The following is a 15,367-nucleotide window of genomic DNA, read 5'->3' as shown; positions in this document are numbered from 1 at the left end:
TGGCGTGTCGGATGACGCGGGCGTGGACCAGGGCGCGCGAAGGGACGCTGGTGGGGTCGACATGTACCTCGCGGATGTAGGCTCAGATGCTTCGCCGGATGTGGGTGTGGACGCGGGCCCGTGTGCGTCTGGCTGCATCGCCACCGACCCATGCGCGCCTTCCGAGTGCAACCCCGCTACGGGGATGTGTGAAGCGTCGACCCTGCCGGACGGGACGCTGTGTGGCGAGACGGACACGCTGCTGTGCGTGGCGGGACAGTGTGTGATGCGTGGCTGCGGCGACGGCTACCGCGAGCCTGGGGGCATGGCGCTCTGGCCCCGCGAGGGGTGTGACGACCAGAACGCCGACGACGGCGACACGTGCAGCATGGGCTGCGAACCCACCGAGTTCACCGCGCGTGTGGACCCTGGCTCGGAAGAGTACAGCGCGCGCTTCTCCGCGACGGGTCGGCTGCTGGTGCTGGACGGGTTGGGCAACGGGCTCTTGGTGTGGGTGCAACACCACATCAAGTTCGGCGAGGCACGCCAAGAGCTGCGCGCGTCCCGGCTCGACCGCTACGGCAACTTCCTGGACTTGGAGAACCCGCTCACCGTCGACAAGACGACGCTCACGTCGTTCGACATGACGCCCACCGCGGTGGGGCTCACGTCGGGCGGGTTCGTGGTGGCGTGGACGGCCTCGCGGATGGTCGGGGGGCTGCCCGCGTTCGTGGTGCGCATGCGTCGAGTGGCGGTTGACGGCAGCCTGAGTAGCGAGCAGGTGGTGCATGGGCCCATGGAGGGCTCACAGCGCTATCCCCAGCTGGCCGCACTGACCGACAGCTTCGTCGTGGTGTGGGAGGACAGCACGTCCGACTCGGACGTGTGGGGCCGGCGCTTCCGCAACACGTCGGGTGCGGTGTCCGAGGTGTTTCCAGTGGCGAGCACCACCACGGACACGCAGACCCGCCCGAGCGTGGCGGCCCATGGAGACGAGTTCATGGTGGCGTGGCTGTCGCAGATTGGAGACTTCAGCGCGCCCATCCAGCTGCGCGCGCGGCGCTTTCTTCAGAGCGGGCCCCTGGGCAACGAGTTCGTGGTGTTGCCGGGCGACGCCACGTCCCTCGAGCTGACCGACGTGGACCCGGAGGGCGACAGCTACCTCTTGGCCTACACGACGCGCGGACAAGACGGCAACGGCGACCTCTACGCCATGAGCTTGCCCCATGCGGCCGGTGGCGTGCTGGGGGCGGCCGTGCCCCTCGACGTCGACGCGAACCTGGGTGCGTCGGACCCGCACGTCGCCCCCTACGGCCCGGGCGGCTCAGGCGGCTACGTGGTGGTCTACAACGACAACGACCCGGTCCCGCACCCGCTGTTCCTCTCTGTGGGCATCACGCCGCCCGAAGAGGTGGACGCGCTCCGGCTGCTGATGCGTGGGGAGCGCTTCCCGGTGGTCGCCGCAGCCCCCTACGAGCTGACCGGCGGCTCGGTCTGGTTTGGTTACACGGCGCAGGTCGTTGGTGCGCGCGTTGGCGCGGTGGTGTTTCAGCTTCCCCCTCCGTGAGGGAGCTCTCGAACCGCAGCCGGGGCAGCTCGGCGCGGGAGAATGACGGATGAGACGGACTCGAATCGCGAAGAGAGTGTTGCTGCTGGGATGCTTGCTTGCCCCGGCTCTCTGGCTGCCCGCGGGCGCCATGTCCCAGGCGGGCACGCGCGCCGGCGTGAGCACGCAGCGCAGCTCGTCGGGCGAGGACGTGCAGTCGGCCGCGGGTCGCGGGACGGTCGCTGGCCGCGAGACCGAGGCACGCGGGAGCCGCCATGGGGCCGAGGAGCACGCCGACGCCGAGGACGAGCAGCGTCGCGAACTGACCGGTGACGAGGAGCAGGACAGCGTCGAGGAGCGCGTCGAACCCGGTGAGGGCGAGGAACAAGAGCCCGAAGGAGCCGAGCCCAAAGACCTTCCCGGCGCGGAGCAGGGCAACAGCTCCGTTACGCCGCAGGCCATCTCGCTGCCCAACGCCGAGGGCTCCATCGAAGGCATGGGCGAGAGCTTCACGCCCAACCTGAGCAGCGGCACGGCGACCTTTGGCGTGCCCATCGCGCTCCCCGCAGGTCGGGCCGGCGTCCAGCCGTCGCTCGGGCTCGGCTACTCCAGCACCAGCGGCAACGGCGTCGTCGGCATCGGCTGGGGGATGAGCGTGCCGTTCATCGCTCGACAGACCGACCGCGGACTCCCCCGCTACGACGACCGCCAAGCGTGGCACGCGCAGGAAGACCGCTTCATCTACAACGGCGGCCAAGAGCTGGTGCCCGTCGACAGCACCCGCATGGGCACGGTGGACGCCAGCGGCCTCTTCGACGTGGACAGCGCCCGGGATGTGCCGACGGACGTGGCGACGTGGCAGCAGTACCGCGCGCGTGTGGAGGGCGGGTTCATGCGCTTCTTCCGCTCGCCGGACGGTCGCCGCTGGGTGGTGCAGGGAAAGGACGGTACGCGCTTCGACTTCGGTGAGCTGCCGGCCATGACGGGCCCCCCGGACCTCGACAGCCGCCTGAGCCTCACCAGCGAGCTGGGGGCAGGGCATGGTCGCATTTTCAGCTGGTACCTCACCCGCATGAGCGACGCGCACGGGTCGACGGTGTACTACCGCTACCTCGAGGACCGCGGGCACAACTACCTGGCCGACATCTACTACGTGTCGCCCAACAGCTGCGCGCAGGGGGGCGTCCCCGACGCCCAGCGCGCGTGCCGCGCCCCGCTCAGTCAATACGCCGCGCACGTGCAGATCACCTACGACACGGCGCGCCCCGACGTGTTCAGCAGCTACACCATGGGCTGGCGCACCGAGCTGCGCTGGCGCGTGCGCATGGTGACCGTGACCATGGCCGAGGAGGCGGTGGGCACCCGCTACCTGGTCCGCCGCTACCACCTAGCCTACCACGGCCAGGTGCATCACTCGCTCCTCGCGAGCGTGCAGGTGGAGGGCCGCCCCAACGTGCCACTGGGCAACGCGCCCCCAGGTGTGATGACCAACGGGCGCGTGCTCGAGACGGCGCTCGAAGACAGCACGGTGGGCGAGCTGCTCCCGCCGATGACCTTCGAGTACAGCCAGATGCCACTCGGTTCCGTCGCGGGCTTTGGCGGCGTGGACAACGCGGTGCACAACGTCGCGTTCGGCCCCGACGTGTCGGTGGACCTCGCCGACGCGGACCTGTACGACGTCAACACGGACGGCCTGCCGGACCTCATCGTGACCGAGCCCGCGCGCTACCGCACGGCCTCTGGCGCCCCCGCGGCAGGCGTGTTCTTCAACGGCTTCCGCGGCGCGAGCACCACCCCGGCCGGTCGCGCGGGCGTGTTCAGCGACGCGGTGCCCGTCCCCATGCGCGGCGACCTGAGCGGCGTCATGCGCATGCGCAACGCCAACATCGCGCCCATGGACGTGGACGGCGACGGCCGCGGCGACCTGCTGCACATGCCGCGGCTCGATCGCTACGGGTACTTCACGCCCACGCGCCGCGCGGACGAAGAGGTGGACTACAGCGTGCGCCCCGCGCAGCAGGGCTGGGGCTTTACCTATGCCGAGGTGGAGCTCGACAACGTGGGAGACGACCCGCGCATCGACCTCGTGCGCGACGGGGCGCACTACAAGATGTGGGACGTCAACAACGACCACCTGGTGGACGTGGTGCGCACCACCGGCACGGTGATGCAGACCTGGATGAACCTGGGCTGGGCGCCCGGCGGCGAGGGGCGCTTCGGGCAGGCCATCTACAACGAGGGCAGCGGGACCTGGACCCTGTCCACCGCGCCCCTCGAGACCTGCTTGCTGCACGACGGCAACCCGGTCGACTTCAGCGACTCGGAGATTCGCCTGGCGGACATGAACGGCGACGGCGTGCAGGACATCGTGCGCATGCGCCGCGGGCGCCTGGTGTATTGGCCCGGGCGCGGCGAGGCCCTGTGGGGCGACGGCCCAGCCACGTGCGGCCGCAACGAGGGCGCAGGCCGCGAGCGCCACATGGAGAACGCACCGCCGGAGCTGAACCCAGACTTGAGCGGCGTGTTCACCGTCGACGTGAACGAGGACGGCCTGAGCGACGTGGTGCAGGTGCGCTACCGCAACCTGGACGTGTGGATGAACGTGAACGGCGAGCGCTTCACGGCGCGCCAGACGTTCGCCTCGCCCTTCGCCCCCGAGTTCGCTTCCAACGTGCGCTTCGCCGACATCGACGGCTCGGGTACCACGGACCTGGTGTACGGGCGGGCCGGCGAGTGGCAGTACATGGACTTGCTGGGCGGTGTCCGTCCACGCCTGCTCACCCGCGTGCACAACGGCCTCGGTGCCGCCACCACGCTCACTTACGCCAGCGCCGCCGAGGACTACACCCGCGACCTGGTGCAGGCGGACCAGTGCCCAGGCGACTGCGGGGGCGACGAGTTCCAGTGGAGCCAGGTGGGCCCCCCTCGTGGCAAGACCCTGACCGACCCGGGGCCAGGACCCGCCCAGTGCCCCTGGGGCGACCAGTTGCTGTACGAGCTGAGCGGGCGCTGCGTGTACCGCAGCGGCGGCACGCCAGTGCTGAGCACGGTGGTGCGCGCCGTGAGCACCACGGACAACTTCAACCTGCTGGGGCGCGCGGCCAACGTCACGCGCAGCGAGTTCAAGTTCCACGAGGGCTACTACGAGGGCATCGAGCAGGAGTTCCGGGGCTTCGGCGCGGCCGACGCCGTGGCCATCGGCGATGAGCACCACGGAACGCAGTACGTGCGCACCTACTTCCACCAGGGGCGCCGACCGAGCGACATCGCCAGCGACCGTCTGGCCGAGAACCCCTTCGAGGCGCTCAAGGGGCGCCAGTGGTACACGGAGACGTACGACGCCCAGCACGCCTACCTGGCCACCGCGCACGGCACCGTGGTGGCGCGCCACCTCGTCACGGGCCTCGACGGACGCGTGGTCTGGTACGCCTACGTCTCGCAGACCGACGAGTTCCGCTACCACCACGCCGAGTTCGTGGGGGCGCGCGAGGAGCGCGAGCTGCCGTGGCTGCAGTTCGAGGGCGTGGACAACAACGGCGGCGCGACGACGACGGGGGCGCCCTACACGTGGCGTGTGCCCGTGCGCAGCGCGCGCTTTGCCCACGTGCGTGGCACCACCGACGTGGTCGACAACGTGGGCAACGTCTGGCAGCAGACCACGCACGGCCGCCTGCAGGACGAGCACGACACCGAACCGGCCGCGTATCCCCAGGACCTCACCGTGGGGCACGTGGTGCCCGCGCTGCTGCCCGGCGGCAACTGGCTGTGGCGCACCGTGGAGAGCTTCACCACGGGCGCCAGCGACGGCGGACTCCAGCTGGGCCGGAGCACGCAGACCTTCGACCCGGTCACGGGTGACCTGCAGCACACTCAGGCGCTCGCCCAGCTGCCCGGCGGCGTCACCTTCGAGTTCGCCGGCACGGCCGACGCGCAGGGCTACACCATGCCCAGCGCGCAGGTCATCGAGTCCTCCACGCAGTACGACGCGTGGGGCACGCCCCGCGCCAGCTGCGCAAGCGGCAACCTGCACGCAGGCGGGCTGAACGAGTGCCTGCGCTACTCCGAGGTCAGCGTGGACGAGGCCTACGCCCAGCTACCCACGTCGGAGCGCATCGCCATCCGGCGGGGACGAGACGCCACATTCTGCGCCGACCCGGTGGCCAACGCCGGAGCCCCCTTCTGCCTGCTGGAGACCCATGCCACGTGGGAGCGCGGCATGGGCGTGTTGCGCACGGCCACCGACCCGAACGACGAGACCTCGTCGGTGGCCTACGACGGCCTCGGGCGCCTGACGGCGGTGGTGCCACCCGCGTTCGACGACTGCACCATGACGGGGGCCCCGACCCAGTCGTTCACCTACCAGCTGGCGACCGCCGACTCGCCGGTCAGCCGCATCATGGCCCGTGTCAACCACGGCAACGTGGGCTGCACGGCCCCCGAGTACCTAGACACTGTCTCGTACGTGGACGGTCTCGGCCGCCCGCGCGTCTCGCTTGCGCGCCGCGGGCCAATGGAGTGGGAGCGCAGCGGGCTGGCCGTGCTCAACGCGCGCGGAAGCTCCTACATGGGCTACCACAACGACCTGTGGGGAGGCGCCGAGCCCAGCGCGGCAGCGGCCCTGACCATCCCCACCACGGCCTACACCACGGCAACCTACGACGCCTTCGGGCGCGTCATCCGCGCCGCGGCCGAAGACCACACCGAGACCCACACGGCCTACGGCGCCACCAGCACCACGGTGTGCGACGCGCTCGACCGCAGCTCCAACCCGCGCTTCAACGCCACGTGCACCACCACCCGCGTGGACGGCCAGGGGCGCACCATCGACCAGGTGCTGCGCCAACGGCGCGCGTCCACGGGCAACGTGCTCGAGACCTATCGGCTGGGCAGTCTCTACCGCGCCGACGGCGTGGCGCTGCAGGTGGGGCGCGCCGAGACCGAGGACGACACCCCCTTCGGCGCCGGGGCCAGCGTGGTGGGCACCCACCTGCTGTTCCGCACCTTCACCTATGACTCCCTCGGGCGTCGGGTGGCCTCCACCGACCCCGACAGCGACTCGCGCGACGCCGCGCGCACGGACGCCAACCGCACCTGGCGCTACCTCTTCAACGACGTGGGCGACTTGGCCGCGGTGCGCGACCCGCGCGGCTGCGGCCAGAACTTCTACTACGACCACGCCGGCCGGCTCATCGCCGAGGACTACGTCACCTGCGCCGAGGCCATCCCGCCGGGCGACCTGCCCGACACGGCGCTGCCACTCGACGCCATCGGCATGGCCGAGGACGCCCAGCAGGGCCAGCTGGTGGACGTGCGCTACTTCTTCGACGAAGAGCCCGACTTCGACCTGGACGTGGCAGCCGTGTCCGACAACCCGCGCTGGATAGGCCGGCTGAGCGGCTCGACCGATCGCGCGCAGCGCAGCGTGGTGGTCTACGACCAGCGCGGCCAGCCCGAAGCCGCGCTGCGCCAGATGGCGGTGCTGCCCCGCGCACGAAACCTCAACGCCAGCCTGAACGCGCAGCTCACGCAGACTGGCTTGCGTGCGCCATTGGCACCGACCACCCGCCGCTGGGACGAGGAAGCAGGCCACACCTACGTCGCGCGCACCACCTACGACTACGCGGGGCGGCCCGTCGCCATGGACTACCCCAGCGACCCCGACTGGGAAGCCATGGGGGGAGAGACGGGCTTCACTCCCGAAGTCGGCGGCACGCTGCACTACAACCAGCTGGGCCTGCCGATTGGCGTGGACCTCCGCGTGTCCGCCAACGGCGGCACCCTCTACGGCGTGCCCATCGTGCGCAACGTCACCTACAACGCCGACCGGCAGCCCGTGCGAACGGACTACGGCGACCCCCAGGTCATCGGCACCCTGTACACGGAGACCACCTACGACGAGCGAGGACGCCCCGAGCGCAGCCTGGCCGTGCGTACCCCCAGCGCGGGGGCCGTGGTGCCCGACCTCAACGCCGTCACCACCGTGCACGACTTCCAGTACACCTGGGACGCGGTCAGCAACCTGACCGAGGTGACCGACGCCCGCGCTACGGCCGAGTGGCCCGCCGGCTACCGTCCGTGGCGCCAGAACATCGAGCACGACGCGCTCTACCGCGTCACGAACGTGGCGTTCACGTACATGAACGACCAGACGGGCGCGTTCGACCCGGGCTACGACGATGCGGCGACGGACTGGCGCGAGGAGCGCACCCGCCCCAACCTCGACGGCAGCACCCACGGCGAGCGCGACCCCATGCACCGGCGGCCGGCGCCGATGGTGTCCACCAACGCGCCCACGCGCGTGCGTGACCTCACGTACGACTACGACTGGCTGGCCAACCAGACCGACTGGACCGACGACCAGGGTGTCTTCTACGAGCGCTCGGCCGGCCTGCTGAGCAGCGGCAACGACGACCCGGGCTTCTCCCCGCTGTCGCCATCCGACCGCCCGAGCGCCCTGTACCTCAGCACCAACATCCGGCCGGCCCCGGCCACGCGCCAAGTGGGCGTGGACCACGGCGGCTACGTCACCCTGAACTACGGCCAGGACGGCAACGTCACCCACATGACGGTGCGCAGCCAGTGCCTCGACCGCTCCGCCACGCTCGTCTGCGCCGACCCCCGCGACCAGAGCCTCGCCACCCGCCGCAGCACGCTCGAGAACAACTGCCGCTGCCAGCGCGAGCAGCACTACCGCTACGACTGGGACGAGCTCAACCGCCTGGCCGAGGCCCGCCGCTACGACCGCCAAGGCGCCTCCGGCGGCTGGTACCTCATGGTCCAGCAGCGCTACCGCTACGACGCCGGCAACGTCCGGGTGATCAAGGAGACCCTCAACCGCGGCCGCGACGGAGACGCCTTCGCCGCCACCACGCTCCAGCCCTATCCAGGCGACTACGAGCGCCGCGGCCTCGAGCACGACTACGCCGGCCACACCTACCACGCCAGCACCACCCTCGGAACCGAGACCCAATACCTCGTGGGCGGCGCCCGCCTCGTCTGGGCCAACAACAACGAGCTGGACCCCACAGGCGCCCTCACCTGCGAGCAACGCCTGACCCTCCCGCTCAGCGACCTGGTCCACAGCACCGCCGCCGTCGTAGATCTGCAAAGTGGCGACCTCCTGGAACACACCACCTTCTACCCCAACGGCGCACGCGAGACGCACCGAACCACCGAGGACGTCTCCATGCAGCTCGAGCCGATCGGCTTCACGGGCAAGGAAGCCGACGAAGAAGTTGGGCTGGTGTACTTCGGGGAGCGGTATCTGATCCCCCGGCTCGGCCGCTGGGCAAGCGTAGACCCGCTGAGCGTGCACGCCATGGGCGGAGGCGAGGCGATGAACGGGTACCACTACGTTGGCGGGAGCCTGTTGCAGGCCAGGGACCCGCTCGGGCTCCAATGCCAAGGCGAATGTCCAGCCCCCCCCCCTCGGACGCCCAACCATGTGATGCAGGACTGGGACCCGGAGGAGCAGCAAATCCTACTCTCCGATCCGACCGCACCACCCGCTGAGGCGTCCCCTGAGCGACAGCCCCCGCGCCCCCGTCAGCCCACACTGGAGCAGCTGATGGAGGAGGCGATTTCTGACGACGCTAGCGCGCAGCTGCTACTCCTGATGCTCGCAGCTACGGGTGGCGATGAAGCGTCATCTCCGCCACCCGAGGACAGCGACCAGGAACAGTCTGAAGAACGACCCTGGATGATCTCGTCGATACCAGTTGACTTCTCGTTTGGTTTCTCCGGGACCGTGAGCGGAGGCACTCTAGGTACCGCAGGTTCCGTAGGTCTAAACGTTCAGTCTGTTGCGCCGCTTGAAGGCGAAGGTCACAGTGGTCTCTATCTCGTTGTGCCCACCGTAGACGATGGCGATTCACTCAGGCAAGAGAACTACGCGCTGGGGGCCGGGTTTGGGTGGTCGTTTGGGCCGAATATCGCAATCGGTGGGCGAGGTGCAGAGTGGAAGGGGATATTCCATAATCTTGAGATTCTTGGAATATTTACGATATTCTGGGGAGACGGCGATCTGTCTGAGGACAACCCTGCGTACTTTGGGATTGACCTAGCTCAGCGTAGTACTTCTACGGGCTTCAACGTGTTCAGGAGGTTCGACACGCTCTACATTCCTGTCGTGACGACTGAGCGAACCGAGCAAGATCCCGGGATCGGCTTTGGGCATGGTGATAGGATCGACTTTGGCAGTTGGTTGGAGTTCGGTGACAGTGATTGAGGTGCTATGTGGGAACTAGTATATAGGTCGGCAGGTCTGGATGCGGCGATGGTCGTCGGGGCGCTGTTTGGGGTGGCGGCGGCGGTTGGAGCCCGACTTGCCTGGATTCGCAACGCGAGAGTCTTTGCCTGTGCTGCGATCCTGGTCGGGGTTGCGACCATATCAGGTTCACTACATGGGGCCTCGATTCAGGCAGACCTCGTTCGTGATGGAATGGAGAGGTGCCACTGGGTAGAAGGTGAAGTTGCCGTGATCGAACAACAGCGTTCGGACGGTAGGATGGGTCCTGACCGGATCACTGTCCGGGGTGAAGAAGTGCTCGTCGATCTGACAGACCGAGTTGGGTATCACACACCGATAGCGCGTGGGGGTGTCCTGTCCGAAGGTCGCGTCGCCAAGGTGTGCGTGTTCAACAGTCGGGCGTTCGAGGTTTGGGTTCAAAGATAGAAGTCCCCGACCGGTGTGTAGTCAGCCTGCCGCCGACGGTGCGCGTGTTCGTGGCAGTGGAGCCCATCGACATGCGCGGCTCGTTCGACTCGCTTGCAGGAGCGGTGCGTTGGCTTGGACTCGACCCTGTAGATGGGCACCTCTACTTGTTCATGAACAAGCGGCGACGGATCGCGAAGGCCCTGTGGTTCGATGGTTCGGGGTGGTGTCTGCTGGCGAAGCGGCTCGAGGCTGGCAGCTTCCAGCTGCCGCGCATCGACGGCGCGGAAACCCAGGTGCAAATCGACGGTACGGCGTTCGCGTCGCTGCTCGCTGGCATCGATTTCACGGCGGCGCGACAGGGCTGGTACCGCCGCGCACGAGCGGATGTGCGGCGGTAGGGGATCGACAGCGTTCTCCTGGCGTGATCTCTTGCCGTCGTGGTCGACGTCGAGGCGCTGCAACGAGAGAACGCCGAGCTGCGCGGTCAGGTCTCTCAGCTCGTCCAGCAGTTGGCGAAGCTGAACGAGCGCGTGGCGCAGCTGCTGGCCATCGCCCAGCGCAAGCAACGCAAGACCCCGGCCGTGAAGCCTCCCGCGCCGCCGCCCACAGTCGAAGGCGAAGCCAAGCGCGCGTTCGACGAGCGTCCGCAGGCGCCCGGGAAGCCCACCGAGGAAGAGAAGGCCAAGTCGCCGGTGAAACCGACGGGGCGCAAGAAGCTCCCGCCGCACCTCGAGGCGGAGGAGCACACGCTTCGACCGGACGCTTGCATGCACTGCGGGAGCACAGCGCTCGATGCCGCTGACGAGATCACCGAGGAGAAGCTCCACGTGGTCAAGGAGCATCAGCGTCGACGTGTGGTGCGCCGCACCACCTGCCGCTGTCGGAGCTGCGGAGGACGCACGACACCGCGCTCCCTGCCAGCGCCCTACGAGCGCTCGAAGGTCACGGGCGAGTGGCTCGGATGGCTGGTCCATCAGAAGTTCGGGCTGCTGACGCCGCTCGACCGGCTTCGCCGTGATCTCGCCGAGCGGGGCGTGCCGCTGGCAATGGGCACGCTCGTGTCGTTCATTGAGCGAGCTGCGGACCTGCTCGCGCCCGTCGACGGCTACCACTGGCGAGCGCTCCTCGCGGGCTCGTGGATGGCCACCGATGGAACGGGCCTCAAGGTGCTCGTGCCAAAGCTCCCGGTCGCGCACAACGGCTACATCGAGCTGTACCGAAACCACGAGCTCGCGGTGTTCCAGTACGAGGCCGACAAGAGCAGCGAGTCGGTGGTGTCCAAGCTCGCGCCGTTCACGGGCAAGCTCACCGCGGACGCCGAGCATCGCTTCAACGCGGTGTTCGAGACGGGGCGTGTGATCGAGACCGGCTGCAACGCTCACGGGCGGCGCAAGTTTCGCGACGCCGAGGCCACCCAACCAGGGCTCGCCAAAGAGGGCGGGGCATTCATCGGCGCCATCTACGGCGAAGAGGAAAAGGCGCAGGCGCTAGGTCTCATAGGCGAAGCGCTGCGAGAGCATCGGCAACGCTACGTCCGGCCGCTCGCCGACGACTTCGAGGTGTGGCTCGCGGCCGTCGAGCCCGTGCTCCTCCCCTCGGAACCGCTCATGGCGGCGGTGCGCTACTACAGAAACCACCGCGATGCGCTCTTCCGATTCATCGACGACCGGACGTCCCCATCGACAACTCGCCCACCGAGCGAGAGTTCCAGAACGTCGCGAAGCTGCGCCTGAACATGCTCTTCGCCGGCAGCTCGGAGGGAGCGCACCGTGCCTGCGTCCTGCTCGGCATCGTGGCTACCTGCCGCGCCATCGGGGTACCCGTCCAGGCCTACCTTGCCTGGGCCTTCGAGCGGCTCGGCACCCACCGCGACGTGTTCAGGCTTGACGTGGCCGACATGGCGCCGGCCGCGTTCAAGCGCTCCATGCTCTGACCCCCATGCACACGGCGAGCCCCCGATCAGGCTCGCACGGGCCGACGTCGGTCGCATCCCGGTGTCGCTGATCGGTCACGGTGGGCGCATTTCCGGCGGGGTCAGCGACCGAGACCGGACATCACGGCGCGTCGAGCACCTCGTCGGCGCTCGTGGCGGTCTGAACGCGGAGGAGCATCTGTTCCAGCTCGGACGCGGTGGCGGCGTCCACGCGTCCTTCGAGGGAAGCTTGGAGCGGCCCAAAACGCGCGCTGAGCAGCGTACGCACGTTGGTACGCAGGGTCGCGAGGGTGCCTTCTTGGCGGCCCTGCTGGCGGCCTTCTTGCAGACCTTGCTCGCGGCCTTGCTGAATGAGTTGTTCACCGGCTGATGCCAAGGGACCCTCCGCGGTGGGGACGAGTATCATGATGGCACGGCGGACATCTTCGAGGGACTGCTCGCCGCCAGCCAGCAATACGTAGCGCAACAGCGCTTCGAATTCATCTGGGTACCGTTGCGCGACGAAGGCGAGCAAGGCGGCCCACGCCTCCATGTGAGCGACGATGGCACGGACATCACGACCGTCACGCAGCAGCCACGTGGCGATCCGTGCGACAGGCGCGAGGGGGCGGTCCATGAGCTCCACGTCGCTGGCCACCGCGAGGTCGTCGATGAGCAGGTCTAACCAGGATCGCCGAGAGGCGGATCCAAGTTCTTGTTGATTCGGGATCCGAGGAGGATCAGGGTTCCGCGATCACACAAGGACGTGATCATGGCACGGTCAAGGAACGGCGAAGCGATCAGCGCGCGAGGGCGTAGCCCGTCGGCGAAGAAGAAGCTGCGAGGGTTCATTCGGGAACGTTCGAAGGCGGGGGACCTCGACGAGTGGCGCCGAGGCAAGGCGGCGCTCGGGTACATTGAAGGGCGCCGTGTTGTGGAGCTGGCGGCCGAGCTGGACGTGACGCGTGGTTCGGTCAACCGCTGGCTGCAGTGGTACGAAGCCATGGGCGTCGAGGGGCTCGTCACCGCCGCCGCACCTGGAGCCCCGTCGCGCGTCCGCCTCCTCCAGTGCGCGGGCCCAGTGACTCCTCGCAAGAACCCTTCATCTGCCGATGCCTTGCTCATCCCAAGCTGCTCCTTTGTGAAAGGGCGGCAGCTTCACGGAAATGGATTCAGTCGGGCAGGGGCGCCCTGGCGAGTGCACACGTTGCGCATCGTGGTCGTCCAGGACGCGGCGAAGGAAGTGTGGACGCTCCTCGTCGCCGCGCTCGAGGGCGAGCCCTCCGTGTCGGACTGGGAAGAGCTCGTCGACCACTATCACGCGATGGGTCACCTCTCGGCCGCCGCGCAGGCGATGGAGGGCGACGCCTCCGCGATCATAGCGCGATGGAAGAAGGCGCTTCGCCAAGAGGATGAAGCCATCGATGCCATCGCCAAAGAGCTCGAGCGGGAAGTCGCCCACGGATACCTGCCCACGTGCCGCATCGCGATGGAGAACGAGCTCACGTTCATCACGAACAACGGCGCCCCCATGCGTTACGCGTCCCTCCGCGACGCCGGCTTCCCGATCGGCTCCAGCGCGACCGAGGGCGCGTGCAAGTCCTTCTTCTCCGTCCGCTGCAAACGTTCCGGCCAACGCTGGCGAAACGACGGCCTCCGCGCGACGCTGACCTGCCGGTCCCTCGTTCTCAACGACCGCCTCGACCGCGCCGTCGTCACGCTACGCCGGCGCGACTTCTCCGCCCACGTTCAGGCCGTCCCCAAGATGGCCGCGTGATCCGAGAGGCATCCAGACCCAACAGAAAGACGGTCTTCGGCACCATACCAGGCAAGTATCGCCTTGTTCCGGCTGGTCCACCGGATCCCGCCGCGTTTGTGGCGCTCATCGACGAGCGGCTCGATGAGTCGGTCCACGTCCGAGACACACTCCTCGCGATTCGCGCAGCGCTGTGCATGGAGTGATGACACCACGGTACGCGATCGCCGTGTCCACTCGCCGAGTCGTGGGCCCACTGACCGGCCTCCCGTAGATGCCGTTGCCAATCAGCGGCCCCCGAGATTGAGGGCTGAAATCCCGGACGACCTGAGGATGGGTGGTCGACTCCTGTCCTGGAGACCGAGGATGACGAGCACACCGAATACGGGACGAGGCGGGAGGCACACGGCGGCAGAGCGTGAGGCAGCGGTGAAGCTAGCGAATTGCATCGAGGGCGCGTGTCTCGGGCCGTGACGCGAGTCAGCTGTCGCGGAGGACTTCCTCGGGGGTCGTTGCCGTCAGCACGCGGATGAGCATCTGCTCCAACGCGGGCGCGGTTGCCGCTTCGATGGTCTCCACATCGTCGGCGCCGAGCAGACCGAAGCGCGCCGTCAGCTGGGATCGCAGCATGGTGCGCAGGGTAACGAGCGTACCCTGCTGGAGGCCTTGCTCGCGGCCTTGTTGAATGAGTTGTTCACCGGCTGATGCCAAGGGACCCTCCGCGGTGGGGACGTGAATCAGGATGGCGCGGCGGACATCGTCGACAGACCGCTCGCCGGCCGCCAGCAAAATGTAGCGCAGGAGTGCTTCGAGTTCATCCGGGTACCGTTCCGCGATGAAGGCGAGCAGGGCGGCCCAGAACTCCAAGTGGGCGAGGATCGCATGGACATCACGCCCGTCACGCAGCAGCCAGGTGGCCACGCGCGCGACAGGCGCGAGGGGGCGGTTCATGAGCTCGGCGTCGCTGGCCACGGCGAGGTCGTCGATGAGCAGGTCCAGGTTGGGGACGAAGCGCCGCAGCTCGGGGTGCTCGGCGAGCCCCTCCACCATCTCGTGCACGGACGTTGGCGCGCTCCACGCGCGGGCGCCGTGGTGCACCACGAGGGGGACCACTAGCGGCAGGGTCCCTCGGTGTGGCTCGTCGGCGCGGAGCTTGGCCCAGATGCGCACCACGTACTCGAGGACCCGGAAGGGCATGTCGGGGTCGGCCTTGCTCTGGTGCTCCAGCAGGACGTAGACGTACACGTAGCGCTGCCCGTTGCGTGGCTTGCGAAACGGCACTCGGAAGAGGAGGTCGGTGTGGCGCAGCCGCAGCTCTTTGGACACGAGGCTGCCCTCCACGACCTCCAGCTGGTCGAGGTCCAGCTGGGCCACGAGCGAGCGGGGCAGCATGGTGCGCAGCTCGCCTGCGGCGTGCTCGGGAGCCGAGAAGATCCGCTTGAACAGCGCGTCGTGCTTCGCCATGCCCGGCGGTCTTCGGCGCGAGGCTCGGCGAGTTGCGTCGAGGGCGCGGGCGTG

At 68.4% G+C, this 15,367-nt stretch carries 8 protein-coding genes; 6 read left to right on the top strand and 2 right to left on the bottom strand.

Annotated features, from left to right (window positions below):
* Window positions 1–184: 184 nt before the first annotated feature.
* The 5 genes from H6726_09205 (at window position 185) to H6726_09185 (ending at window position 12,114) form a co-directional block, all read left to right on the top strand.
* Entirely contained in the window at window positions 185–1,546 is a 1,362-nt protein-coding gene (locus H6726_09205) for a hypothetical protein (protein MCB9657809.1), read from the top strand.
* Window positions 1,547–1,595: 49 nt separating this feature from the next.
* Window positions 1,596–9,752, top strand: coding sequence for a VCBS repeat-containing protein (locus H6726_09200; GenBank protein ID MCB9657808.1), 8,157 nt, complete (start codon window positions 1,596–1,598; stop codon window positions 9,750–9,752).
* Window positions 9,753–10,243: 491 nt separating this feature from the next.
* Entirely contained in the window at window positions 10,244–10,579 is a 336-nt protein-coding gene (gene tnpB / locus H6726_09195; protein MCB9657807.1) for an IS66 family insertion sequence element accessory protein TnpB, read from the top strand.
* Window positions 10,580–10,618: 39 nt separating this feature from the next.
* Complete coding sequence (locus H6726_09190) at window positions 10,619–11,914, top strand: IS66 family transposase (protein MCB9657806.1); 1,296 nt, start codon at window positions 10,619–10,621, stop codon at window positions 11,912–11,914.
* A 2-nt stretch (window positions 11,915–11,916) separates the two neighbouring features.
* A complete protein-coding gene (locus tag H6726_09185; protein ID MCB9657805.1) occupies window positions 11,917–12,114 on the top strand; it encodes a transposase domain-containing protein in 198 nt (65 codons plus the stop codon).
* A gap of 121 nt (window positions 12,115–12,235) precedes the next feature.
* On the opposite strand, the gene H6726_09180 is transcribed toward H6726_09185, so the two are convergent.
* Entirely contained in the window at window positions 12,236–12,730 is a 495-nt protein-coding gene (locus tag H6726_09180; protein MCB9657804.1) for a Yae1 family protein, read from the bottom strand.
* Between the two features lie 135 nt (window positions 12,731–12,865).
* Here H6726_09180 and H6726_09175 point away from each other — a divergent pair, with 135 nt between their 5' ends.
* Window positions 12,866–13,870 (top strand): helix-turn-helix domain-containing protein, encoded by a 1,005-nt coding sequence (locus tag H6726_09175; protein ID MCB9657803.1) that lies wholly within the window; start codon window positions 12,866–12,868, stop codon window positions 13,868–13,870.
* Window positions 13,871–14,329: 459 nt separating this feature from the next.
* Here the strand turns inward: H6726_09175 and H6726_09170 are convergent, their stop codons facing one another.
* Window positions 14,330–15,313, bottom strand: coding sequence for an Rpn family recombination-promoting nuclease/putative transposase (locus H6726_09170; protein ID MCB9657802.1), 984 nt, complete (start codon window positions 15,311–15,313; stop codon window positions 14,330–14,332).
* Window positions 15,314–15,367 lie beyond the last annotated feature (54 nt).

The organism is Sandaracinaceae bacterium, from assembly GCA_020633055.1.
Taxonomy (GTDB): Bacteria; Myxococcota_A; Polyangia; order Polyangiales; family Houyiibacteriaceae; genus JADJJE01.
The sequence above is the reverse complement of the archived record's forward strand: the minus strand, read 5'-3'. Positions and strand labels throughout refer to the sequence as shown.

Coding starts and splice junctions, on each gene's coding strand:
- H6726_09180 (MCB9657804.1), bottom strand. CDS start 12,730: ATGGACCGCCCCCTCGCGCCTGTCGCACGGATCGCCACGTGGCTGCTG.
- H6726_09185 (MCB9657805.1), top strand. CDS start 11,917: ATGCTCTTCGCCGGCAGCTCGGAGGGAGCGCACCGTGCCTGCGTCCTG.
- H6726_09205 (MCB9657809.1), top strand. CDS start 185: ATGTGTGAAGCGTCGACCCTGCCGGACGGGACGCTGTGTGGCGAGACG.
- H6726_09200 (MCB9657808.1), top strand. CDS start 1,596: ATGAGACGGACTCGAATCGCGAAGAGAGTGTTGCTGCTGGGATGCTTG.
- H6726_09175 (MCB9657803.1), top strand. CDS start 12,866: ATGGCACGGTCAAGGAACGGCGAAGCGATCAGCGCGCGAGGGCGTAGC.
- H6726_09170 (MCB9657802.1), bottom strand. CDS start 15,313: ATGGCGAAGCACGACGCGCTGTTCAAGCGGATCTTCTCGGCTCCCGAG.